The 22,031-nt window shown below is 63.8% G+C and carries 19 protein-coding genes and 1 tRNA gene; 8 read left to right on the forward strand and 12 right to left on the reverse strand.

Annotation, left to right across the window (positions count from 1 at the left end; all coding sequences use genetic code 11):
* The first annotated feature begins 62 nt into the window (after positions 1–62).
* The 4 genes from FHW97_RS21260 to FHW97_RS21275 all read left to right on the forward strand — a co-directional run bounded on the left by FHW97_RS21260 (position 63) and on the right by FHW97_RS21275 (position 3,725).
* The gene (locus FHW97_RS21260; protein WP_253941922.1) at positions 63–704 is read left to right on the forward strand and encodes a GNAT family N-acetyltransferase; all 642 of its coding nucleotides are present in this window, start codon (positions 63–65) and stop codon (positions 702–704) included.
* A gap of 250 nt (positions 705–954) precedes the next feature.
* Positions 955–2,736, forward strand: coding sequence for a restriction endonuclease (locus FHW97_RS21265; protein ID WP_216647787.1), 1,782 nt, complete (start codon positions 955–957; stop codon positions 2,734–2,736).
* Positions 2,737–2,868: 132 nt separating this feature from the next.
* On the forward strand, positions 2,869–3,096 hold the full coding sequence (locus FHW97_RS21270; protein ID WP_168353341.1) for a DUF2188 domain-containing protein: 228 nt from the start codon (positions 2,869–2,871) through the stop codon (positions 3,094–3,096).
* A gap of 2 nt (positions 3,097–3,098) precedes the next feature.
* Positions 3,099–3,725, forward strand: a complete 627-nt coding sequence (locus FHW97_RS21275; RefSeq protein ID WP_168353342.1) for a hypothetical protein — start codon at positions 3,099–3,101, stop codon at positions 3,723–3,725.
* Between the two features lie 242 nt (positions 3,726–3,967).
* Here FHW97_RS21275 and FHW97_RS21280 read toward each other — a convergent pair whose 3' ends face one another.
* Genes FHW97_RS21280 through FHW97_RS21290 form a run of 3 tightly spaced genes read right to left on the reverse strand, consistent with a single transcriptional unit; the run spans position 3,968 to position 6,126 of the window.
* A complete protein-coding gene (locus FHW97_RS21280) occupies positions 3,968–4,897 on the reverse strand; it encodes a nucleotidyltransferase and HEPN domain-containing protein (protein ID WP_171799691.1) in 930 nt (309 codons plus the stop codon).
* Positions 4,898–4,957: 60 nt separating this feature from the next.
* Entirely contained in the window at positions 4,958–5,233 is a 276-nt protein-coding gene (locus FHW97_RS21285; RefSeq protein ID WP_253941923.1) for a sigma-70 region 4 domain-containing protein, read from the reverse strand.
* A complete protein-coding gene (locus FHW97_RS21290) occupies positions 5,230–6,126 on the reverse strand; it encodes an ArdC family protein (RefSeq protein WP_168353325.1) in 897 nt (298 codons plus the stop codon). Before FHW97_RS21290 ends, FHW97_RS21285 begins: the two co-directional genes overlap by 4 nt.
* Positions 6,127–6,701: 575 nt before the next feature.
* Here FHW97_RS21290 and FHW97_RS21295 point away from each other — a divergent pair.
* Positions 6,702–6,911 carry an AlpA family transcriptional regulator gene (locus FHW97_RS21295; protein ID WP_062788806.1) on the forward strand — a complete coding sequence of 70 codons (210 nt, stop codon included), beginning with the start codon at positions 6,702–6,704 and terminating at the stop codon, positions 6,909–6,911.
* Between the two features lie 347 nt (positions 6,912–7,258).
* Here FHW97_RS21295 and FHW97_RS21300 read toward each other — a convergent pair whose 3' ends face one another.
* Entirely contained in the window at positions 7,259–8,503 is a 1,245-nt protein-coding gene (locus tag FHW97_RS21300) for an integrase arm-type DNA-binding domain-containing protein (RefSeq protein ID WP_168353324.1), read from the reverse strand.
* A 165-nt stretch (positions 8,504–8,668) separates the two neighbouring features.
* Positions 8,669–8,742 (reverse strand) — tRNA-Gly (locus tag FHW97_RS21305).
* Positions 8,743–8,906: 164 nt separating this feature from the next.
* Here FHW97_RS21305 and FHW97_RS21310 point away from each other — a divergent pair.
* Positions 8,907–11,027, forward strand: coding sequence for an acetate--CoA ligase family protein (locus tag FHW97_RS21310; protein WP_171799692.1), 2,121 nt, complete (start codon positions 8,907–8,909; stop codon positions 11,025–11,027).
* A gap of 66 nt (positions 11,028–11,093) precedes the next feature.
* Here FHW97_RS21310 and FHW97_RS21315 read toward each other — a convergent pair whose 3' ends face one another.
* The 6 genes from FHW97_RS21315 to lgt all read right to left on the reverse strand — a co-directional run bounded on the left by FHW97_RS21315 (position 11,094) and on the right by lgt (position 16,600).
* Positions 11,094–11,627, reverse strand: coding sequence for an adenine phosphoribosyltransferase (locus FHW97_RS21315; protein WP_171799693.1), 534 nt, complete (start codon positions 11,625–11,627; stop codon positions 11,094–11,096).
* A 106-nt stretch (positions 11,628–11,733) separates the two neighbouring features.
* Entirely contained in the window at positions 11,734–12,552 is an 819-nt protein-coding gene (locus FHW97_RS21320) for a cytochrome c1 (protein ID WP_022678058.1), read from the reverse strand.
* 33 nt (positions 12,553–12,585) lie between these two features.
* Positions 12,586–13,860 carry a cytochrome b N-terminal domain-containing protein gene (locus FHW97_RS21325; RefSeq protein WP_022678057.1) on the reverse strand — a complete coding sequence of 425 codons (1,275 nt, stop codon included), beginning with the start codon at positions 13,858–13,860 and terminating at the stop codon, positions 12,586–12,588.
* 11 nt (positions 13,861–13,871) lie between these two features.
* Positions 13,872–14,465, reverse strand: coding sequence for a ubiquinol-cytochrome c reductase iron-sulfur subunit (gene petA, locus FHW97_RS21330; RefSeq protein ID WP_054132825.1), 594 nt, complete (start codon positions 14,463–14,465; stop codon positions 13,872–13,874).
* Between the two features lie 238 nt (positions 14,466–14,703).
* Positions 14,704–15,756 carry a class I SAM-dependent methyltransferase gene (locus FHW97_RS21335; RefSeq protein ID WP_171799694.1) on the reverse strand — a complete coding sequence of 351 codons (1,053 nt, stop codon included), beginning with the start codon at positions 15,754–15,756 and terminating at the stop codon, positions 14,704–14,706.
* 7 nt (positions 15,757–15,763) lie between these two features.
* Positions 15,764–16,600: a prolipoprotein diacylglyceryl transferase gene (gene lgt, locus FHW97_RS21340; protein ID WP_171799697.1), complete on the reverse strand. Its 837-nt coding sequence runs from the start codon at positions 16,598–16,600 to the stop codon at positions 15,764–15,766.
* A 299-nt stretch (positions 16,601–16,899) separates the two neighbouring features.
* Here lgt and FHW97_RS21345 point away from each other — a divergent pair, with 299 nt between their 5' ends.
* Positions 16,900–19,695: a [protein-PII] uridylyltransferase gene (locus FHW97_RS21345; RefSeq protein WP_022678053.1), complete on the forward strand. Its 2,796-nt coding sequence runs from the start codon at positions 16,900–16,902 to the stop codon at positions 19,693–19,695.
* A 14-nt stretch (positions 19,696–19,709) separates the two neighbouring features.
* The gene (locus tag FHW97_RS21350) at positions 19,710–20,291 is read left to right on the forward strand and encodes a YqgE/AlgH family protein (RefSeq protein WP_062788697.1); all 582 of its coding nucleotides are present in this window, start codon (positions 19,710–19,712) and stop codon (positions 20,289–20,291) included.
* A 19-nt stretch (positions 20,292–20,310) separates the two neighbouring features.
* On the opposite strand, the gene FHW97_RS21355 is transcribed toward FHW97_RS21350, so the two are convergent.
* Entirely contained in the window at positions 20,311–21,561 is a 1,251-nt protein-coding gene (locus FHW97_RS21355) for a surface lipoprotein assembly modifier (RefSeq protein WP_253941924.1), read from the reverse strand.
* Positions 21,562–22,031: the final 470 nt, after the last annotated feature.

Consider the following 22,031-nt stretch of genomic DNA (forward strand, 5'->3'; position numbering starts at 1 on the left):
AAGCGGACTGGCAGACCTCCACGGCATGGCCATCCAGAAAGGCACAATTCGACGTGCGAGGCATGATGAACAGCGCAGGCCTGGATCCGCACTTGCTGCATGCTTGGCTCGCCGCGCGATCGCTGGCACGTGGGCTGCGCATGCCAGTGCCCGAGCATGGCGGTTTCCGTGTCGATACTGGATCGGAAGCGGAAACTGTCCGCTGGGTGTTCCCGTGCATTGGTGATGGGCTCAAGGACGTTGGTCGTTCGATCAATCAACCACGCCAGTTCGTGAAGGTCTGCGACACGGCAGAGGCCTTGCGTGCCGCACTGCCGGCACACTGGACCATTCATGCGCCCAGCCACGTGATGCGTGCTAATGGCGAAATGCCCCGCCGACAACTCGCGGACGGATACGCTATCGCGGTCGAGCAGTCTGGCGCCGTGACGTCGGTCCGCATTGCCACAAACACCGGCATCTTGGCCGCCAGCGGCTATGGGGCCGAGACGGATGGCGTATTCGTCTATGACCGGATCGTAACAGAGCTGGAGCATCGTCGGAAAGGCTTGGGCCATGTCCTCATGCAGACCCTGCATGAGGCTAGGCGCGATCTCGACAGTTTCGAACTGCTGGTCGCCACCGGCGATGGTCAGGCGCTCTACGAAACGCTGGGCTGGAGGAAGATCGCGTCCTACGCTAGCGCTTCGATTGCAATGACGTGAGCCCCTCTTCCGAGGGACAGCTGGCGACCAGATTCGGCCGGTCGCCAGGACCGAATGAATGTCTCCTTTTGCCGAAACTTGCCGTGCCGCCTTACGACGCGAACGAGCACAAACACGGATGAGTCAGTCCTGATTGCGGCATCTATCAGATAACGCTCGCCGGCAGTTTGGAAGCGAATGCCCGACGTTCCAATCAACGCCGGTCCGCGCCGACGCCGCCGCGTCATGTGTTGAGCTAACCAACTAGGTCATGGCACTTGATCTGAACGCGACATCCGGCTCTTTGTTGGAGTCTGTCTGTTCGGGCATAAAGGGGGCGGCTGTGACACACATCACGATCAATTCGACCAATCTCGAAAACATCGCGGTGGGGTCGCTGCAAACGAAATGGAGTGCACGCGGCGACCGGATCCTGCGGTACTACATCGATGTGCGGCACAAGAAGCTGAACCTCCACAAGGAGGTCAGCGCGCCTGAAATCTTCATCCTGCAGAGCAGGCTCGATGCGTTGATCGCCAGTTGGGATGATAAATACGAGAGCTACCTCAAGCGGCAATCCCTGCTTTCCGGCCAAGCTGCTGCCGATGAGCTGACAACCGAAGCGACGCTTAGGCTGGAATCGTTGAGCCGCATCCTTACGCATACGACTCTGGTCGACGACAAGATCGACTGGGAGACCCTCAAGGATCGGTCCGCATACGTGTATCCCAAGGATTTCCCGGAGCCCAGGCCATCGAGCAGTCCGGCACCCCAGCCGAAATATGCGGAACCGAAGGTCGGTTTCTTTCAGGTTATCCTCGGTAAGAAGGCCGGCATTCTTGCTGAAGCAGAGGCAAACCATGCAGCTGCCATGCAGCAATGGAAGGATGCAGAGGACCGGCGAAAAGTTCGTCTGGCTCACGGGGTTGCCCAATGGGAGGAGCGGCGCAAGGCTTTCTGGAATGAACACAAAGCTAAAGAAGATGCGTTCAAGGCGGAGCAGGCAGCGTCGCATGCCCTCGTCGATCAGCTTGCGGCTGAGGTTGCGAGCGGAGAAGAGGAGGCCGTTATCGAGCATGCCTCGCTTGTGCTGGAGCGATCAGACTATGATGGTCTCTTCGAGAAGTCCTACCTCTTGCAGTATGATCGTGTTCGCAAGCTCATGAAGCTTGCCTATGATCTGCCATCAATCGACGTCCTGCCATCGACGAAGGCCGTGAAATTCGTGAAGGCGACGGGTGAACTGAAGGAGAGCTTCATCTCTGATCGCGACAGGAAAGCCAATTTCGAATCTGTCGCCTATCAGGTCTGCTTGCGCACGATCCATGAGCTGTTCGAGGCTGATGAGGTCGGGAACATCGATGCAATCCTATTCAACGGCTTTGTCGAATTCATCGAGCCGGCGAGCGGTCTGCAGAAGCGTAGCTGCCTGATGTCGCTGCTTGTTGACCGGGAATCCTTCTGCGCTATCGATCTTGCGCGCGTCGATCCCAAGGCCTGTTTCAAATCGCTGAAAGGCGTCTCGGCATCATCACTTGCTTCGCTCGCGCCTATCGCGCCGGTCATGGAACTCGATACTGAGGACCGCCGGTTCATCGAGGCGCGGGAAGTCGGCGCTGCACTTGATCAGGGTACCAATTTGGCTGCGATCTCGTGGGAAGACTTCGAGCACCTCGTCCGCGAGGTCTTCGAAAAGGAGTTCGCCGCGCGCGGCGGCGAGGTGAAGGTCACGCAATCGAGCAGCGACGGAGGGGTCGATGCCATCGCGTTTGATCCCGATCCGATCACCGGCGGCAAGATCGTCATCCAGGCTAAGCGCTACACCAGAACTGTCGGCGTGTCGGCGGTGCGGGATCTGTACGGCACGATCATGAATGAGGGCGCGTCGCGCGGCATTCTTGTGTCCACGGCGGACTACGGCCCTGACGCCTATAAGTTTGCCACCGGCAAGCCCATCACCCTCATGAACGGCGCTAACCTCCTGCACATGCTCGAACGCCACGGCTTTCAGGCCAGCATCGATCTTGCAGCAGCGAGGTTATCGGCATTGTGACCTTCCCTAGAGGCACTAGCCATCTTCACGCTGCGGGCACATTCAGGCGCAAGAGATTTCGGAGCACTGGTTTTCGCTGGACCTAGCAACTGGTCTATCGTGCTGCTATTTAGACGTCGGAGGTCAGATACGATGGCAAAGCAGGGTCAGCATGTGGTTCGGAGCTCTTCCGGCGGATGGGCAGTGAAGAAAGCGGGCGCTTCGAGAGCCACCAGCGTTCACGCCACGCAGGCCGACGCTATCGCAGCCGCGACCAAGATTGCGCAGAACCAGAAGACTGAACTATATATTCATGGTCGTGATGGCCGGATCAGAGAGAGAAACTCTTACGGAAACGACCCGCATCCGCCGAGGGGCTGACCTTGCCGCCACCCTTCGAGCGCTCCGTTTTCATCAATTGCCCCTTCGATGAAGATTTCGCGCCGGTCCTGCAGGCGGTAGCGTTCTGCATCGTCTACATGGGGTTCTTCCCCAGGCTGGCGCCAGAGAATGCCGACAACGGCGAAGCGCGGCTCGATCGCATTGCCGACCTCATCCGGGGATCAAAGTACGGCATTCATGACCTGAGCCGATGCAAGTCTGCAGCAGCGAATGAGTTCGCGCGCCTGAACATGCCTTTCGAACTCGGTCTGGACCATGCGTGTCGCAGGTTCGGGCCGCCCCCTTTATCGGAGAAGCGAATCCTCATTCTTGAACACACCCGCTATGATTATCAGCGGGCGCTCTCCGACATCGCAGGCTGGGACATCCATGCGCACGGCGGTGATCACGAAAGTGCGGTCCGCCACGTTCGCACCTGGTTGATTGCACAGGCCGGTGCCCAACCAGTCGGATCGGCTCTGATCCAAGGGAAGTATCTGGCTTTTCAGGAATGGTACTGGGAGCGCGAACTCGCTGCCGGATCATCCGAGGAGGACATTCGCGAATACCCCACTGTCGAGCTCATCCGGGCGATGCATGAATGGAAGGCCGCTGGAGAACCAGCCTAATATCTTATTGGCTTGCTTGCCCAATGACGCCTTCGAAACGCCCAGTTTTTGTAAACAGCAGGTATGTTCGTCACTCAACGGTGGCCGCTGGAGACCAACTCAAGCCGCCTAGCGCGCGTGAATGGCCGCTCGCGCCGGAAGCCGACATTTAGCGAGCTGGCGGGAACGCCCGGACTGTCCCAGGTCTGGACCATGCGGATGAAAAGCCGTTCGATGCTCGAAATCAACGCACTAGCTATTCCTCAACCCGCCTGCCGCGCCGTCGCCTCCAGCTGCGCGATGCGCTCCGAACAGATGGCATGAACGACACGGCCCAGTTCCTCGACCTGCTCGCCCAGCCAGGCCAGTTCCTCTTCGGTGATCTGGTAATGCTTGGAATAGCGCGCCTTGACGTAGGCTTCCTTCAGCTTCTCGAACATCGCCCGCTGCTTGCGATTGTCGCTGGGCCAGACATGGACAAGGCGAACGTCCAGCCGCTCCGCTTGGGTGCGCAGGAAGCCGAGATTGTGGACGTGGGGCGTATAGAACGTCACGACCAGAAGGACGCAATGGTAGAGACGCTCACAGGTTTGGTGGAGATCAAATGCCGCCTTCTTCAGGTCGCCATCATCAACGGCATGGCGGAACCCGCGCATGAAGCTCTGCGCGCTGGGCATCCACTCCTCAAAATACTCCTTCGCCATGGCCAACGCCGCATGCGGCGTCTTCGGCTTGGGCTGATGCAGTTCGGTGTCGTCGCTCTGGTAAAGCGCGATGCCATCGCGGGCCACATCCATGAAGAAGTAGCGCCCATGGGCCAGCCCGTCGTTCACCTCCTGCAGGGTGTGGACGATGAAATTGACCGGGGTCTTGATCGTGCTGGCAATGCCATACTCACGCATCAGCCGGTCGTCGACCTTGGCCCAGTACTTGACCCGGTCGGTCAGGCGCTTGTCGTTGACGATGATCAGCAGGTCATAGTCCGACTGGTAGCCCTTGGCGGTGTGGGGCTCGTCGACCCAGCCGCCGCGTGCATAGCTGCCGTAGAGAATGACCTTGAGAATGCGGCCCTTCTTCTTCCACTCGTGCGAGGCCAGGGCCAGCGCGTCCTCGAATTCCTCGAAGACGATCTGCACCACGCGTTCCAGCTCACGCTGCTTGCTGGCGGGAAGATGGTCGAGATCGCTGCGCATGATAGCGGCACCCTGTCGCGATGGCCGCCCGATGGCAAGTCATCGGGCGGCCTGAATTTTTCACCACGGCCACCAGCGCTGCCACCAGTGCCCATAGACCGCGCGGGTCAGCGTGGAGAGGGCCTTGGCCAGTTCGGCCTGCACGGCCTCGACACTGATGCCATAGCGCTGGGCCAGCTCGACATAGCTGGCACCCTCGAAGCGCACGGCTGCGAAGATCGCCCGTTGGCGCTTGGTCATGCGGCGCAGGCCGCGCTGGCCCCGCCGCCAGAACGCGCGCGGCGACAGAGTCGGCAGGACGGGCTTGCCCCATTCGGGTGGGAGAGGTAAGCTCATGGCCGGTCCTCCCCGCAAGCCAGCAGGAAGTCGGCCGCCTTGCTGGCCGCACTGGCCGCGCGGAAGATTGCCTTCTCGTCGGCGCACAGCACTTCGAGCCAGGCCCCGATGTAATCGGCATGCCGCACCGTCGGCACAATGCCCAGCGCTGCACAGGCAAAGGCACTGGCCATTTCCGCAACAAGTTCCTCTTTTGCGTAGGACGCAGAGCCGAACTCGCCAGTCTGGTCGCGGTCCAGCCGGCTTTTGTGGCCTGTGGCATGGCCAAGCTCATGCAATGCCGTGCGGAACCAGTTGATCGGCTCGAGGAAGGCAGCCTGTGGCGGCACCTGCACCACGTCATGGGTGGGCGAATAGAACGCTTCCCCGCCACCGATGCGGAAGGTTACCCCGCTGTTCTGGATCACACGATCGGCGCCGGCAATCGCCAGCTCGGGCGCAATCGGCACCACCGGGGCAATCATGTCTTCGGGCAGGCCCTCGCACTGGTCGAGGTTGAACACGGTAAAGCGCTTGAGAAAGGCCACGGTGCGCGCTTCGCGGTCTTCGTCCCTGGCCTTGGCGGCTTCCTCGCGCGGGGTGAAGCGATCGGCATAGCAGACCACCGTGCCCTTCTCGCCGCGCCGGACATGGCCCCCGGCTGCTTCGGCCTGGCGATAGGTCAGCCAGCGCTGCGAGGAAAAGCCCTGCTCGATGGCAGAGGTCCAGAGAACGAGAATGTTTATGCCCGAATAGGTCCGACCGGAACCGGCATTGTGGGGCAGCGTGCAGGGACAGCGGCTGGCGTCCCAGGGCTGCACCCAGGGCAGGCGCCCGGCTTCGAGTTCGGCAATGATGCGGGAGGTTACCTCGGCATAGAGGGACTGGCGTTCGCTCGTGTTCACGGTGCTCATGATCTTCAAGCTCCTTAAACCGCCATGGCCCGGCGCCGGGGTGGCGGGGGGCGGCAGGAGCGGACCGACAGCCCCGCAGCAGGCGGCGGGGTGCACCGAAGGGCGCAACAGCGTGGAGCACCCGGACCCGCGCAGCGGGCCGGGTTGCAGCCCGCCGCGGCGGGGCTACAGGGCCGTGACGCCCCCCGTCACCTACGGAGCCGAGGCAAATGCCGCCGCGCACAAGGAGCGCGGCGACGATCGGAGGGCAGCCACAGGCGGACCGACAGGGCCGGCCAGCAAGGCCGGGCCAAGTGTCAGCGATCGCACCGGCCATGCCGACGAGACGGCAGCGCCTGCTCGGCTGGAGCGCAGCGGAAGGAGAGCGCGGTCAGGCCGAGACGGCCTGAGACACAATCTGCACGACCCTCAAAAATTCTTTTTCGCAGCCCGGAGTAAGATCGGCGGCCCTGGCGTAATCAGGCGTAGATTCAGCGCATTGGCACCGTTTTCGGCACTCTTGACGCCGACCGCAAGCCAGCAAATCTCACAGCGAAGGAGCAAGAGAACCAACCACAGCACAGGAAGACCAAGCCATGACCGAACAGCCGCCGGACCGTATTCTTCGCCTCAACGCCGTGCTCGATCGCACCGGCCTGACCCGCGCCACTCTCTACCGCAAGATCCAGGCGGGGACGTTTCCCAAGCAGGTGCGCATCGCCACGCGCTGCACCGGCTGGCGCGAATCCGCTATCCGCGAATGGATGCGCAATCCCATGTTCTATCGGGTCGACGAAGTCCGATAGCACTGCCACCCGATTGCGACTTCACATAGAGGTGGTTGCGTAACTGCCAGATTGCTTGTCGCACGTCATGTGGGGCGGTCTTGCGCTTGCCGTGGACGAGAAGCTAAAGCGACCGACTTGCGAGCACAGCCTTGAAGATGGCATCGTCTCGGCTATCGCAATGCGTAAGTGGGGTCGTGTGCCCGACGAATAACGGCCTCTGTCCGCGTATGTTCGCTGATAAGCCGATATTCGCTGCCCAGCAATTATCGGACGAGCTCTGGCGAACCGCCTGGCCGAGCGGTTCACGAGCGCTTTATCGAATGTCGCCGATCGGGAGCCGGCCGCAAGTTCGCGGCTGATTGCCATCAGCCGAGCGCTGTGTTGCCGAAATTCGGCCGCAGCACCTTGGCTCCGTCACGCAAGCTATCGAGATAATCCGACCAGTGCTGCATCATGCGCACGCGCTCGTCCCAGTATTGGCCGCGCGTGTAGGCGCGTCGCACGGCGTTGGCTTCGACGTGGGCAAGCTGGCGCTCGATGGCGTCGGCATTCCAGATGCCCATTTCGTTGAGCAAGGTCGCGGCCATCGCCCGAAAGCCGTGGGCGGTCATTTCGTCCTTGCCGTAACCCATGCGGCGTAGTGCGGCATTGATGGTGTTGTCGGACATCGGGCGCGTGGCCGAGCGTAGCGAGGGGAACAGGTAGATGCTGTAGGTCGGATCGTGCGCGATATCGCCGATGATGGCCAAGGCCTGCCGCGATAGCGGTATGGCGTGGGGCCGGCGCATCTTTGCCTTGTGCTCCGGGATGATCCACACTTTGCGCTCAAAATCAAACTCCTTCCATTCAGCATGGCGCAGTTCACCGGGCCGCACAAAGACGTGGGGGAGAAGACGCATGGCGACTCGGGTCTGGTGGTCGCCCTCGTAATCCTCAATCGACCTAAGGAGGGCGCCGGCTTCCCTCGGCGTGGTGATCGCGGCGCGGTGTACGACCTTGGGCGTTACCAAGGCGCCTCGCAGATCTGCGCAGACGTCGCGCTCGGCGCGCGCCGTGGCGATGGCATAGCGGAACACCTGGCTGCAGGTCGCGCGCACGCTGGTGGCAGTGTAGAATTTCCTGGTGCGCTCGATTTTCTTCAGCGCGAGCAGCACCTCGTGCGCGGTCAGCTTGGCAATGGGACGATTGCCGATGGACGGCATGACGAGCCCCAACTGCCACTGATATTTCTTGATCGAGGCTGGGGCCTTCTCCTCCAGCTGGACCTTTTCCAGCCATTCGTCCGAGACCGTCTTGAACGTGTTGGCGAACGAGATCGATTCCTGAATCTTGTTGAGCTTCGCATGATCGATCGGGTCGATGCCATCTGCCAGCAGACGCCGTGCGTTGAGGAGTCGCTGCCGGGCATCGGCAAGCAGCAATTCTGGATAGCGCCCGAAGGTCACCGTCCGCTGCAGGTTGTGGAAGCGGTAGTTCATGCGCCAGTACCGTGCGCCGGTCGGCTTCACCAGAAGGTACAGACCGTCATAGTCGGACAGTTTGTATGCCTTGTCCTTCGGCTTGGCGCGCGCGACCGATGATGCCGTCAGCCCTGATTTCCGTTCGCCCATTTGATGGACCTCCCTTCAGCTCGGTTGGCTGCAGGTCCATCAATGTGCCCATTTTGTTCTGATATTGGGTGAAACATCGCCGGATCTGCCGGGACATTATACCCACAAAAAGCTGTAAAAAACAGCCGCTTACGGGCCGTCTTGGGACCCCCTGAGAGGAGGCTCTGGAGCGGGTAGCGGGAATCGAACCCGCATAACTAGCTTGGAAGGCTAGGGCTTTACCACTAAGCTATACCCGCCCGCATCCAGGCTTCGCGCTTGCCATGGGCGGTCGGGTTTCGTCAACCCCGGGCTCACCAATCATTCCGGCGTTTGCGGTGGATGGCCTTTGGGCCAGTCGCGCACTCGCCGCTTGCCGCGCTTCGCTGATTGTTATAAGTCATAGCGAAATTCGGAGGATGTCATGGCTGTTGAACCCGTTCTCTCGCATCAGGCGATCGCCCGTTTCCTGCGTCCGCAATCGGTGGCCGTGGTCGGCGCGTCCGACAAGCCCGGCGCGCTGGGGGCTACTTTGCTCAGCAACCTGGATCGCAATGGCTATGCCGGGGCGATCTATCCGGTAAATCCCAAGCGCAGCGAAATCGGCGGGCGGCCCTGTTATGCCAGCGTCGATGCCCTGCCCGAAGGGGTGGACGTGGCAGTGCTGGCCATTCCGCGCGTTGGCGTGCTCGATGCCGTGCGCAGCTTGGCGGCGCGCAAGGCGGGTGGCGTGGTGATCTTTTCGGCCGGCTTTGCCGAAGGCGGGGAAGAGGGCCTGGCTGAGCAGCGCGAGATTGCCCGGCTGGCGGCTGAGGCGGGCATGGTGGTGGAAGGCCCTAATTGCCTGGGCCTGGTCAACTATGTCGACCGCATTCCGCTCACTTTCGTGGAAACCGATGCCGTGCCGCCGGCCGGCCGGCGCGCGGTGGGCATCGTTTCGCAATCGGGCGCGATGGCGGCGGTGCTGGGCACCATGCTGCTGGCGCGGGAATGCGGGGTTTCCTATTCGGTGTCGACCGGCAACGAGGCAGCGAGCGGCGTGGAGGACTATGTCGATTGGCTGGTCGACGATCCCGACACCCACGCCATTGCCATGATCGTCGAGCAGTTCCGCAAGCCGCAGCGCTTTCTGGCCGCGGCGCGTCGCGCGCGGGCGGCGGGCAAGCCGGTGGTGCTGCTGCATCCCGGCAAATCCAGCGCGGCGCGCGAATCGGCGGCCACGCACACCGGGGCGATGGCCGGCGATTACAAGCTGATGCGCGCGATGGTCGCGCGCGCCGGCGTGATTTTTGCCGAAACCCTGGAAGAACTGGGCGATATTGCCGAGATCGCGGCGCTGTGCCCGATCGCGCCTTCGGGCAAGGCGGCCGTGCTGGGCGAATCCGGCGCATTCAAGGCGCTGACGCTCGACCTGGCGGAAGAACTCGGCCTGGAACTGGCCGCGCTGCATGATGAGGATTCGCCGGAACTGCGCGCCGCGTTGCCGCCGTTCGTGCCGGTGTCGAACCCGCTCGACATCACCGCGCAGGGCCTTTCGGAGCCGGCGATCTATACCCGCACGCTCGACGCCCTGCTGGCCGACGACCGCGTCGGTACGGTTCTGGCCGGGATCATCCAGGCCGAGGCGATTACCTGTGCGATCAAGTTCCCCGCCATTCTTGCGGCGGTCGAAGGCAAGACCCTGAGCAAGCCGCTGATCTTTGCCGGGCTGGACGAAGGCGCGCAGGTTCCTGCCGAGCGCGTTGCCGCGCTGCGGGCGGCCGGGGTGCCGTGGTTCCCCACCACCGAGCGCGCCTTGCGCGCCATCACCCGCCTGACGCACTGGTCTGCCCGCGATCTGACGACCACCGATGCGCCAGCGCTGCCGGTAGCGGGCCTTGCCGATGTTTCGGGCGTCATTCCCGAATACAAGGCCAAGCAACTGCTGGGCCCTGCCGGCGTGGCCTTTCCCAAGGGACAGTTTGCCGCGACGCCCGATGATGCTGTGGCCGCAGCGGACGCGATGGGCTATCCCGTGGCGATGAAGGCACAGGCGGCGGCGCTCGGGCACAAGAGCGATGCGGGCGGGGTGATCCTCAATCTCGCCGATGGCGATGCCGTGCGCGCCGCCTGGACGCGGATGTTTGCCAATGTCGCGGCCTATGATGCGGCGATCACGCTCGATGGCGTGCTGATCGAGGCGATGGGCAAGCGCGGCGTGGAAATGATCGTGGGTGCCAAGAACGATCCCGAATGGGGGCCGGTGGTGCTGGCCGGGTTTGGCGGGGTGACCGCCGAAATCCTTCAGGACGTGCGCCTGCTGACGGCCGACCTGACGCAGGAAGCGGTTGAGGCCGAACTCATGCAGCTCAAGAGCGCGGCACTGCTGGCCGGCTATCGCGGCTCGCCTGCGCTGGACGTGCCGGCCCTGGCCGCGCTGATCGTCAAGGTGGGCCAGGTGCTGCGCGCCGAGCCATCGATCCGCGAGATCGATCTCAACCCGGTGATCCTGCACCCCATGGGCGAAGGCGTGGTCGCGCTCGACGCGCTGATGCTGGTGGATTGACGGAGCGGCTGACCCGCCCTCCCTGCGCGGCGGCGCAAAGGGCGGGCGGGTTGTGGCGTGCTGCCGTCAGTGCCCGGGGAAGTCCATCAGGGCGTCTACCACCAGGCCCGCGTCGCGCAGGCGCTGCGCCCCGGCCAGGTCGGGCAGGTCGATCACGAAGAACGCATGGGTCACTACGGCGCCTGCCTCGCGCAGAAGTTGTGCCGCGGCCAGCGCCGTGCCACCGGTGGCGATGAGATCATCGACGATCGCCACGCGCTGTCCTGGCGCGATGGCGGTGGGATCGATTTCCAGCCTGTCGGTGCCATATTCCAGGTCATAGTCGACGCTGAGCGTCGGCACCGGCAATTTGCCCGGCTTGCGCACCGGCAGAAAGCCCAGCTGCGCGCGCGCAGCCGCAGCGGCGCCAAAGATGAAGCCGCGCGCCTCCATCCCGGCGATCAGGGTTGCGCCGCTGGCCTGTGCCCGGTTGGCGAGGTGGTCGATCGCGGCGGCAAAGCCGGTGGGATGGCTGATCAGCGTGGTGACATCGCGAAACAGCACGCCGGGCACGGGAAAATCGGGCACGGTGCGGATCAGGGACTTGAGGTCGCAGGTCATGAGGCAATGTCCAAGGCAATCGGGAAAAGTGGCCGCCAGTGCCGACAACCCATGAAAAAGGCCACCGTTTCCGGTGGCCTTTTCGTTTTGGCGCTGTCGCCCGGCTTTAGTGGACCCGGGCCCAGATATTGCGCTTGGCCAGATAGGCCAGCACGGTGGCGGCGAGCAGGAAGCCGAGCACGGCCCAGCCGGTCTGCTTGCGCTTTTCCATCTTGGGTTCGGCGGTCCAGGTCAGGAACGCGGCAACGTCGGCAGCCATCTGCTGCTTGGTGGCCTTGGTCCCGTCGCCATAGGTCACCTGGTCGTCGGCCAGCGGCGCGGGCATGGCGATGTTCAGGTTGGCGAAGTAGGGGTTGTAGTAGAGGCCATCGGGCGTCTTGCTGTCGGGGAACCGCTTGAGCAGTTCGGCCGGCTGATCCTGGTAACCGGTCAGCAGCGAATAGACGTATTCCGGGCCTTCATGGCGGGCCTTGGTGACCAGCGACAGGTCTGGCGGGTTGCCGGTGCCGGCATAATAGACCTTGGGGAAGTGATCGGCCGGCACGTTGTCGCGCTGGGTTTCATCGCCGGTCTTGGGATCGACGACCTTGGCCTTGTTCGACCAATCCTTGGCGATCGCCTTCACTTCCGCTTCGGAATAACCGAGCGCGGCCAGATCGCGGAACGCCACGAAGTGGAGCGAGTGGCAGTTGGAGCAGACTTCCTTGTAAACCTGGAAGCCGCGCTGCAGCTGTGCCCGGTCAAACTTGCCGAAGGCGCCGTTGAACGAGAAGCCGGGCTCGGGCTCGTGCGGGGCAAGGTGATAGACCTGCACCGCCGTGGCGGGTTCGGGCTCGCGGATCGCCTGGATCGCGCCCACTCCGAACGACCAGAGCAGCGCCACGGCGAAGAAGAGGCCGACAAGAGGACCAAAAAGACGGACCATGGGGTTCTCTCTCTTTGTGCGGTTCGCGCTGGCTCAGGCGGCCGGGGCGGTCTGGTCATCCTTGCCCAGCACCGCTTGCGTGATGGAGAAGGGCAGCGGGGCCGGCTTCTCGATCGAGGCGACGATCGGCAGGATCACCAGGAAGTGGAGGAAATAGTACGTGGCGGCGATCTGCGAGATCAGCACATACTTGGTTTCGGCCGGCGAGCCGCCGCAGAAGCCCAGCACCAGCACGTCGATCACGAGCAGGTAGAAGAACTTGCGGAACAGCGGGCGATAGTGGCCCGAACGCACCGGCGAGGTATCCAGCCAGGGCAGGAAGAACCACACCAGGATTGCCGAGAACATCGCCAGCACGCCCATCAGCTTGGCCGGGATGAACAGGAAATCGGCAGTGAAGGCGCGCAGGATCGCGTAGAACGGCCAGAAGTACCATTCGGGCACGATGTGCGCCGGCGTCGAAAGCGGGTTGGCCTGGATGTAGTTGTCCGGGTGGCCCAGCGCGTTCGGCAGGAAGAACAGCATGGTGCAGTAGAGGATCGCGAAGACCCCCAGCCCGAAGCCGTCCTTGGCGGTGTAATAGGGGTGGAACGGCACGGTGTCGGATTCGGTCTTCACTTCCACGCCGGTGGGGTTGGACGAACCGGGAATGTGCAGCGCCCAGATGTGCAGGATCACCACGCCCAGGATCACGAAGGGCAGCAGGAAGTGCAGGCTGAAGAAGCGGTTGAGCGCGGCGTTATCCGGCGCGAAGCCACCCAGCAGCCACTGCTGCAGCGGCGTGCCGACCACCGGGATGGCCGAGAACAGGCCGGTGATGACCTTGGCGCCCCAGAAGCTCATCTGGCCCCAGGGAAGCACATAGCCCATGAAGGCCGTGGCCATCATCAGCAGGAAGATCGTGACACCCAGAAGCCAGATCATTTCGCGCGGGGGCTTGTACGAGGAGTAGAAGAACCCGCGGAAGATATGGATATAGACCACCACGAAGAACGCCGAGGCGCCGTTGGCGTGCGCATAGCGCAGCATCCAGCCCCAGTTCACGTCGCGCATGATGTGCTCGACACTGTCGAATGCCACGCCGGAATTGGCGGCATAGTGCATCGCCAGGACCACGCCGGTCACGATCTGCAGCATGAGGCACACCCCGGCGAGCACGCCGAAGTTCCACATGTAGTTCAGATTGCGCGGCACCGGATAGCCGGCGCCGACAGCATTATAGACGAAGCGCGGCAGTGGCAGCTTTTCGTCCAGCCACTGCATCAGCGGGTGGCTTGGCTTGTAATGTTTCGCCCAGGGAAAGCTCATCGTGTCTATCCTCAGCCGATCTTCACGACAGTGTCGGACGTGAATTCATAAACCGGCACTTCCAGGTTCTTGGGTGCCGGGCCCTTGCGGATGCGCGCGGCGGTATCATAGACCGAGCCGTGGCACGGGCAGAAATAGCCGCCGAATTCACCCTTCACCTCGCCTTCGCCGGCACCCAGCGGCACGCAGCCCAGGTGGGTGCAGACGCCCATGGTGATCAGCCAGTTGGTCTTGCCCGGCTTGGTCCGCTCTTCCAGGGTCTGCGGATCACGCAGGCTGGAAAGCGGCACCTTGTCGGCCTCGCTGATTTCCACCGGGGTCAGGTTGCGCACGAAGACCGGTTGCTTGCGGAACACGGCCTTGATGGCCTGGCCGGGCGCGATCTGCGAGATATCGATCTCGGTCGAACTTTCCGCCAGCACGTCAGCCGAAGGTGCCATTTGCGAGACCAGCGGCACGAGCACCGCCAGTCCGCCAACACCTGCAAAACTCACCGCTGCGATATTGATGAAATCGCGCCGCCGCACGCCTTCATCGGCGCCCGCACCGTCATGGACGGCGGGCGAATCTGTGCCGCTTGCGTTCACAATTGCCTCATCAGCCATTGATAATCCCTGCCTGCTGCCACCCCGCCTGGAAACGGCCGGGCACGGTATTTCCCCCTCCTTGCGCGCGGCGGCGAACATCGCCGGGTATCATGCGCGCCGGGCCGCCGTGGTATGCACGTGCCAGACCCAAACAGTTATAACGCGTGATAGCCACAGAACTGCGGCTTTGCCAACAAGCATTTTAGTGTGGCAACGGGCCGTATTTTGCGCTGCCGCAATGCAATCGACAAACTGGCTAGAATGCTGCGCTAGTTGGCCAGTGCGGTGCAGTAAATGCCATTGCCTTGAACAGGTTGCCCATTTCGGCCGGATCAACCAGGCGGGCCAGTGCACGCGCCAGGGCGGGGCCATGGTCGGGTGCATGGCGAGCCAGGGTAGCCGCGCGTGCCTCGATCCCCAGCGATCTTAGGAATTCACCCTGCGTGACAATACCATCGCAGCGCGCGCCAGCCGCGGCGATCACCGGCACCAGCGCGGCAAAATCGACCAGCGCGGTAAGGTCTGCTTCGCCGGGATGCGCAAAGGGATCGACCTTGTGGTGGGCGCGCACGGCCTGCAGCGTGCTGCCATCTTGGGGCTGGGCATGGCCATAGTCGATCCACAGCGCCACGCCGCCCTGCGCGGCCAGGCGCGCGGCGATATCGGCCGTGACGGCGGCGGCGGCCGGACAGGTTTCGATGATCGTGCCTTCGGGCGCATCGGCCCGGTCTGCGGGCACGGCCGCGTCCATCGGGCGGGTGCCGGCCACTGGCAGCAGGCGTTCGCCCGCCGCGTCCCACCCGATCATCCGCTCGCGCCAGCCTTCGGCCATGCGCACGATCTGGTGCACGGGCAGGGCATCGAGGAATTCGTTGCCCACCACCATGAGCGGGCGATCGCCGGGCAGCGTGGAAAAATCATCGTGCCAGGTGGCCTGGGGAAAGCGCTGCCGCTGCACACCGCGCAGTGTCGGGCTGGTTTCCACGAAGTGCACATCGGGCACCAGGCCGTGGCGCGCGGCGGCGCGCAGCGCATCGAGTGCCAGGGTGCCGCGGCCGGGCCCGGCCTCGACATAGGCGACCGGCTGTGGCTTCCCGGCACGAATCCAGATGTCGGCCAGCCATAGCCCGATCATTTCGCCAAACATCTGGCTCACTTCCGGGGCGGTGATGAAATCGCCGGCCGTGCCCAGCGGATCGCGCGTGCTGTAATAGCGCGCGTTGGATTCGGCCATGAAGTGCGCCACGCTGATCGGGCCGGTCGCCCGGATCAGCCTGGCAAAGACATCGCGCAGGCTTTCAGTGGCCATGGTCTGGTCAATCGGCCGGGGGCGGCGCCACGGTTCCCAGCGGCGGGCGCGCCATCGCCCGGATCAGCAGGGTGAGGCCGATCGCCAGCATCGGCAGGGTCAGCCACTGGCCCATCGACAGCCCGGTGCGCAGGGCAAAGTCTTCGAGCTGGGCATCGGGTTCGCGATAGAATTCGACGATGAAGCGCGACAGCGCATAGCCGGTGGCAAACGTGCCCATCAGCAGGCCCGGCCGCCAGCGCGCGCGGGTTTTCCAGAACAGCGTGATCAGCACGGTGGCCAGGATCACCCCTTCGAGCAGCGCTTCATAGAGCTGGCTGGGATGGCGCGGATTGGGACCGGCGCCGGGAAAGACCATGGCCCATGGCACATCGGCGGTGGTGACGCGGCCCCATAGCTCGCCATTCACGAAATTGGCGCAGCGGCCGAAGAACAGCCCGATCGGCGCGCATGGGGCGATATAGTCGCACACCCGGATAAAGCTCAGCTGGTTGCGCCAGCAGACAAAGGCGATCGCCAGCACGGTGCCGATCAGGCCGCCATGAAAGCTCATGCCGCCCTGCCACAGCTTGACCAGTTCGCTGGGGTGCGTCCACAGTTCCGGGGCATAGAACGTGGCATAGCCAAGTCGGCCGCCCAGGATGATGCCCAGCGTGGCATAGAAGAACAGGTCATCGGCGTGGCGCTGGGCCATCGGCGCCCCCGGCTGGCGGATCATGCGCGAGAGATGCCAATAGCCGAGCAGGATGCCGGCGAGGTAGGCCAGCGAATACCAGCGCAGCGCAAAGAAGCCGAAATCCCAGGCGATGGGCGAGAGATGCAGTTGCTCCCAATGCAGCGGCATGTGCGATGAGGCAGCCGCAGCGGCAGAAAGGGCCGGAAAAAGGGACAAGCGCGACGCTCCGTATTCGGTGAACTGATGGCCGTGGGCCAGGCCTTGCCAGCCTGCCCTGGTTCGCGCGCCTTCTGGCACAGGGGCCAAGCTGCTGGCAAATCCCAAAAGCGCGGCGGGCGCCAGTGCGGCCCAGGCGCGGTCGTTTGCGCGCGATCCTGCCCGAAAGGGGGAGGCCAATCGGCGATTATCGTGAAAACTTGGATGCCTGCGCTGTTTCCCCTTAACGCCACCTCGTTTAATGAGGGGGCATGACCTTGCCCCGCATCGCCCACCAGCGCGCCATTATCGACCGTCGCACCCTTGCCGAGGCGGTGACCCAGGCCGTGGCACAAGCCGATGGCGATCCCTCGCGCGCCCGGCCCGTGGTGGTCGAGCATCTGCGCGCGGCGCTGGCCCATGGCCGCGAGGAACTGGCCCGGCGCCTGCGCGGCAGGCCCTCGGCAGGTTATGAATGCGCCCAGGGCCAGGCCTTCCTGGTCGACCAGCTGGTGCGGGTGATTCACGACTATGTGATCGGCCAGGTCTATCGCGCCAGCAACCGCACGACGGGCGAGCGCATCGCCGTGCTGGCCGTGGGTGGCTATGGCCGGGGCGAGATGGCGCCGCATTCCGATGTCGACATCGCCTTCGTCACCCCGAACAAGCCCACCGCGTGGTGCGAGCAGGTGATCGAGGCGATGCTCTATTTCCTGTGGGACCTTGGCCTCAAGGTCGGTCATTCCAGCCGCTCGCTCGATGATACGGTGCGCATGGCCAAGAGCGACCTGACGATCCGCACCGCGCTGCTCGAAGGGCGTTACGTCTGGGGCGATCGCGACGTCTATGAAGAAGCGGCGCGTCGCTTCTGGGCCGAGGTCGCCGCCGGCACCGAGCGCCAATTCGTCGCCGAAAAGCTGGCCGAACGCAACGAGCGGCACAAGCGGCTGGGCGATAGCCGCTATGTGGTCGAACCCAATGTGAAAGAGGGCAAGGGCGGGCTGCGCGACCTGCACACGCTCTACTGGATCGGCAAATATGTCCACAAGGTGCGCGATCCATCGGAACTGGTCGATGTCGGCCTGCTCACGGCGGCGGAATATCGCGCGTTCCACCGCGCCGAGAATTTCTTCTGGGCGGTGCGCTGCCACCTGCACATGATCACCCGCCGCGCCGAAGATCGCCTGACATTCGACCTGCAACGCGAAGTGGCCGCGCGCATGGCCTTTGCCGATCGTCCGGGCAAAAGCTCGGTCGAACGCTTCATGCAGTTCTTCTTTCTCCAGGCCAAGCAGGTCGGCTCGCTCACCGGCGTGTTCATGGCCCAGCTCGATGAACAGTTTGCCCGCACCAAGCCCGGCTTCTTCGCCGCGCTGCGCCAGCGCCGCAAGCGCAAGGTTTCGGGCTTTCCCATCGTCGCGGAAAAGGTGTCGGTCCCGGCCGACGATTTCTTTGCCGTCGATCCCGTGCGCCTGCTCGAGATCTTCGTGGTGGCCGACAAGCACGGGCTGGAAATCCATCCCGATGCGATGCGCCTGGCGCGGCGCGATGCTGGCCTGATCGATGGCGCGGTGCGCAAGGACCCGCGCGCCAATGCCTTGTTCCTGGAATTGCTGACCAGCCCGCATGACCCCGAAACCGTGCTGCGTTGGTTGAACGAGGCGGGCGTGTTTGGCCGCTTCATTCCCGATTTCGGGCGCGTGGTGGCGCAGATGCAGTTCGACATGTACCACCACTATACGGTGGACGAGCATACCATCCGCGCCATTGGACTGCTCGCCCGCATCGAAAAGGGGGAGGAGCGCGAACTGCATCCCCTGGCCAGCAACGTGGTGCAGAAGGTTGCCTCGCGCCGCGTGCTCTATGTTGCCACGCTGCTGCACGATATCGCCAAGGGCCGCCGCGGCGATCATTCCGTGCTCGGGGCCGAGGTGGCGCGCAAGCTGTGCCCGCGGCTGGGTCTTTCGGCCGCCGAGACCGAGCTGGTATCCTGGCTGGTGCGCTGGCACCTGTTGATGAGTGCCACCGCGTTCAAGCGCGATCTGGCCGATTACAAGACGATCGCCGATTTCGCCGCGCAAGTGCAAAGCGCAGAACGGCTGCGCCTGCTGCTGATCCTGACCATCGTCGATATCCGCGCGGTCGGGCCAGGGATCTGGAATTCGTGGAAGCGCCAGCTGCTCGGCGATCTGTTCATCCAGACCGAGGAAATGCTGCGTCTCGGCCACAAACAGCACGGCCGGCCCGAACGCATCGCCGCCAAGAAGAAGGCGGTGGGCGAACTGCTCAAGGAACGCGATGCGCTGATTGGCACGGTCGGCCGGCAGCTGAGCGATGCCTACTGGATTGCCGAACCCGAAGACATCATCGCGCTCAATCTCCAGCAGATGGATAGCGCCCTGGGTGAGCCGCTGTCGGTAGAGGCGCATTACTATCCCGCGCGCGGCGCCACGCTGGTTACCGTGCTGGCCGCAGACCACGCCGGGCTGTTCTATCGCCTAGCCGGCGCGATCCACCTGGCGGGGGGCAACATCATCGATGCGCGCATCCACACCACGCGCAATGGCCTCGCGGTCGACAATTTCCTGGTGCAGGACCCGCTTGGCCGCCCGCTCAACGAAGCGCGCCATATCGAACGGCTCAAGAACAGCATCGCCGATGCCCTGTCCAACCGGGTCAAGCTCATGCCCCAGCTCGCCGCGCGGCCGCTCGCTCGCCCCCGGGCAGAGGCGTTCGACGTGCAGCCGATCGTGATCTTCGACAACAAGGCGTCCAACCGCTTCACCGTGGTGGAAGTGGGCGCGCGCGATCGGCCCGCGCTGCTCGGCCGCCTGGCGCATGCCCTGTTCGATTCGCGGCTGGTCGTCCATTCCGCTCACATCGCCACATATGGCGAACGCGCGGTCGATACGTTCTATGTCACCGATATTCTGGGTGAGAAGGTGACCAGCGAGAACCGCCTGCGCAACCTGGAAAAGCGCCTGATCGACGTGGCCGAAGACCGTGGTCCGGGGGGTGCCAGCGAACGCGCTGCCACCGCCGCCGCTGCCGCATCGGCCGCCGCCTGAAAAAGTCTGCCATCATGACCGAACCTGCCGCTGCCGATCTTGCCCCGCACTATCTTGCTGGGCGCCTGCTGCTTGCCATGCCCGGCATGATGGATCCGCGCTTCGATCACGCGGTGCTCGCGCTGTGTCTGCACGATGCCAACGGCGCCCTCGGCATTGGCCTGGGCGAGGAACGCGCCGGCATCCGCTTTCACGGCCTGCTGGAAGATGTAGGCATCGATCCGGGCCATGCGCCCGATGTACCGGTGCTGCATGGTGGCCCGATGGAAACCGGGCGCGGCTTCGTGCTGCACACGCCCGATTGGGGCGGCGAGGGCTCGGTCACGGTCAATCCGCTGTGCACGCTCTCCGCCTCGATGGACGTGCTGCGCGCGATTGCTGAAGGGCGTGGCCCCTCGCGCTGGCTGGTGGCGCTGGGCTATGCCGGCTGGGGACCGGGGCAGTTGGAAGAAGAAATGCACCACCACGGCTGGCATGCGGCCGAAGGTTCACCCGCGATCCTGTTCGACACGCCGCGCGAACAGCGCTGGTCGGCCACCTGGCGCGCCGCGGGAATCGATCCCGCCCATCTTGCCGCCGATACCGGCCACGCCTGAACTCGCGGGGAGCGCACGCTCAAAACGCGGCGGTAATGCCCACTTCGGCCGCGACCCGGCGATAGTCATAGATGCCCACAGTCGATCGGTTACGCTCCCACCGCAACCGCGTGATCGGGGCCAGGCCCTGCCATTGCAGCGCACGCCAGGTGGTGCTGGCCACCACGGAAAAGCGGTCATCCATCCGGCGGCGCGGATAGAGGAACAGCCGGGCATCGGCCTCGAGGTGGCTGTAGCTGGCGCTGATCACGGCGGTGGTCCGGCCGATTTCGCGAAACGCATAGACCGCGCCACCGCCGGTCACGTCCGACCAGCCCGCGTCGCGTGCCTTCGTGCGGTTGACGAAGGCCTGCAGCCCGCCCCCCAGGCGGGCCGATAGCGCACGATCGAGCCCGGCCGACAGGGCAAAGACATCGCCGGTCTGCAAGGCATTGCGCCGGTTGGCGGTATGGGTCACGCCCAGGCCGAGGCGGCCCTGCATCGTCTTGCCCATGGGATGGAGGAAATCGGCACTCACCCCCACCGACGTGCTGTAGGGCTTGAGGCCATACCATCGCCAGGTTGGCCCGGCGGCGAGCGTCAACCGGTCGGCACCCAGCGTATATTCCGGGCCGGCCTGGATGCCGATCAGGATATCGTCAAAGCGCTCATCGCGGTAAAGATCGCCCGATCCATTGGCCCGCACCAGCAGGGTGGCATTCTTTTCCAGCGGGGTGCGAAAATAGGTCTGCCCGCGCAGCGCCAAGCCCAGGCCCGATCTGGCCTTGGCATCCTGGTCCAGCGTGAAATCGCCGATCACCGTACCCAGCGTGTTGGACCGGGTGGCGCGGTTGATGTTGCTGTCGGGCGCCAGCGCCACGTCCAGGCTGCCACCAAAGGGTTTGCGCGCCTTGAGCGCGGCGGCATAGAACCGCACCATGCGCTCCACGTCCGGCGGCAGCCCACCAGCCTGGGCCGCGCGCATTTCCCGGCGGGCAGCGCCAAGGTCACCCATCATCGCCTGAACCCGCGCCAGTTCCAGGCGCACGCGCTGCGCGTTGGGGCGTTCGTCCAGAATGCGGCGCAGGATCAGCGCTGCGTCCTTCAACTTGTGCTCGCGATCCGCCAGCATCAGCGCCAGGCGAAACCGCGCTTCGTTGCGCAGGTCGATATCGGGATTGTCCGCCAGGGCGCGATAGGCGGTTTCGGCCGTGGCAAAATCGCCGCTGTCGCGGGTGCGGTCGGCGAGTTCGAACAACTGCGGTGCCGTTAGCGATACGCTGTCAGCCATCGCTGCCGCGGGGCAAGAGAGCGCCATGAGCAGGGCGGCGACAAGATAAGGCTTGGAAATGGCTAAGCTCCCGAGTTTGCAACGAACTATTGCATCGGCCCGATGCCGTCCAGCGCGCGCTTGCGCAGCTTCAATCCGATTTGGCGTGGCGAATCCGACTCACACGGGGCAAATCTGCGGATTCATCGCACGTCCGGCATGCGTCCATCATCGGCAATCGCTGCAAAGTGACAGAAAAATGTCGATCTAATCCATTGTTAAATATAAAATTATTCAGGCTATGGCACCCCTGTGGAAAAATGGCCGTTGACGGGTTCGTTACCCGTCCATATATGCCGCTTCACCGATGCGGTGCAGCCGGTTTTTCCGGCGGCCTGGTTGTCTCCAGGTTATGCTGAATTGGTCGCCAGATAGCTACGGACGGCTTAGATTTCCGGTGAGAACCGGGGATTGATTGTTGTCCGGGTTTT

This window comes from Novosphingobium sp. SG754 (assembly GCF_013149315.1).
Taxonomy (GTDB): Bacteria; Pseudomonadota; Alphaproteobacteria; order Sphingomonadales; family Sphingomonadaceae; genus Novosphingobium; species Novosphingobium capsulatum.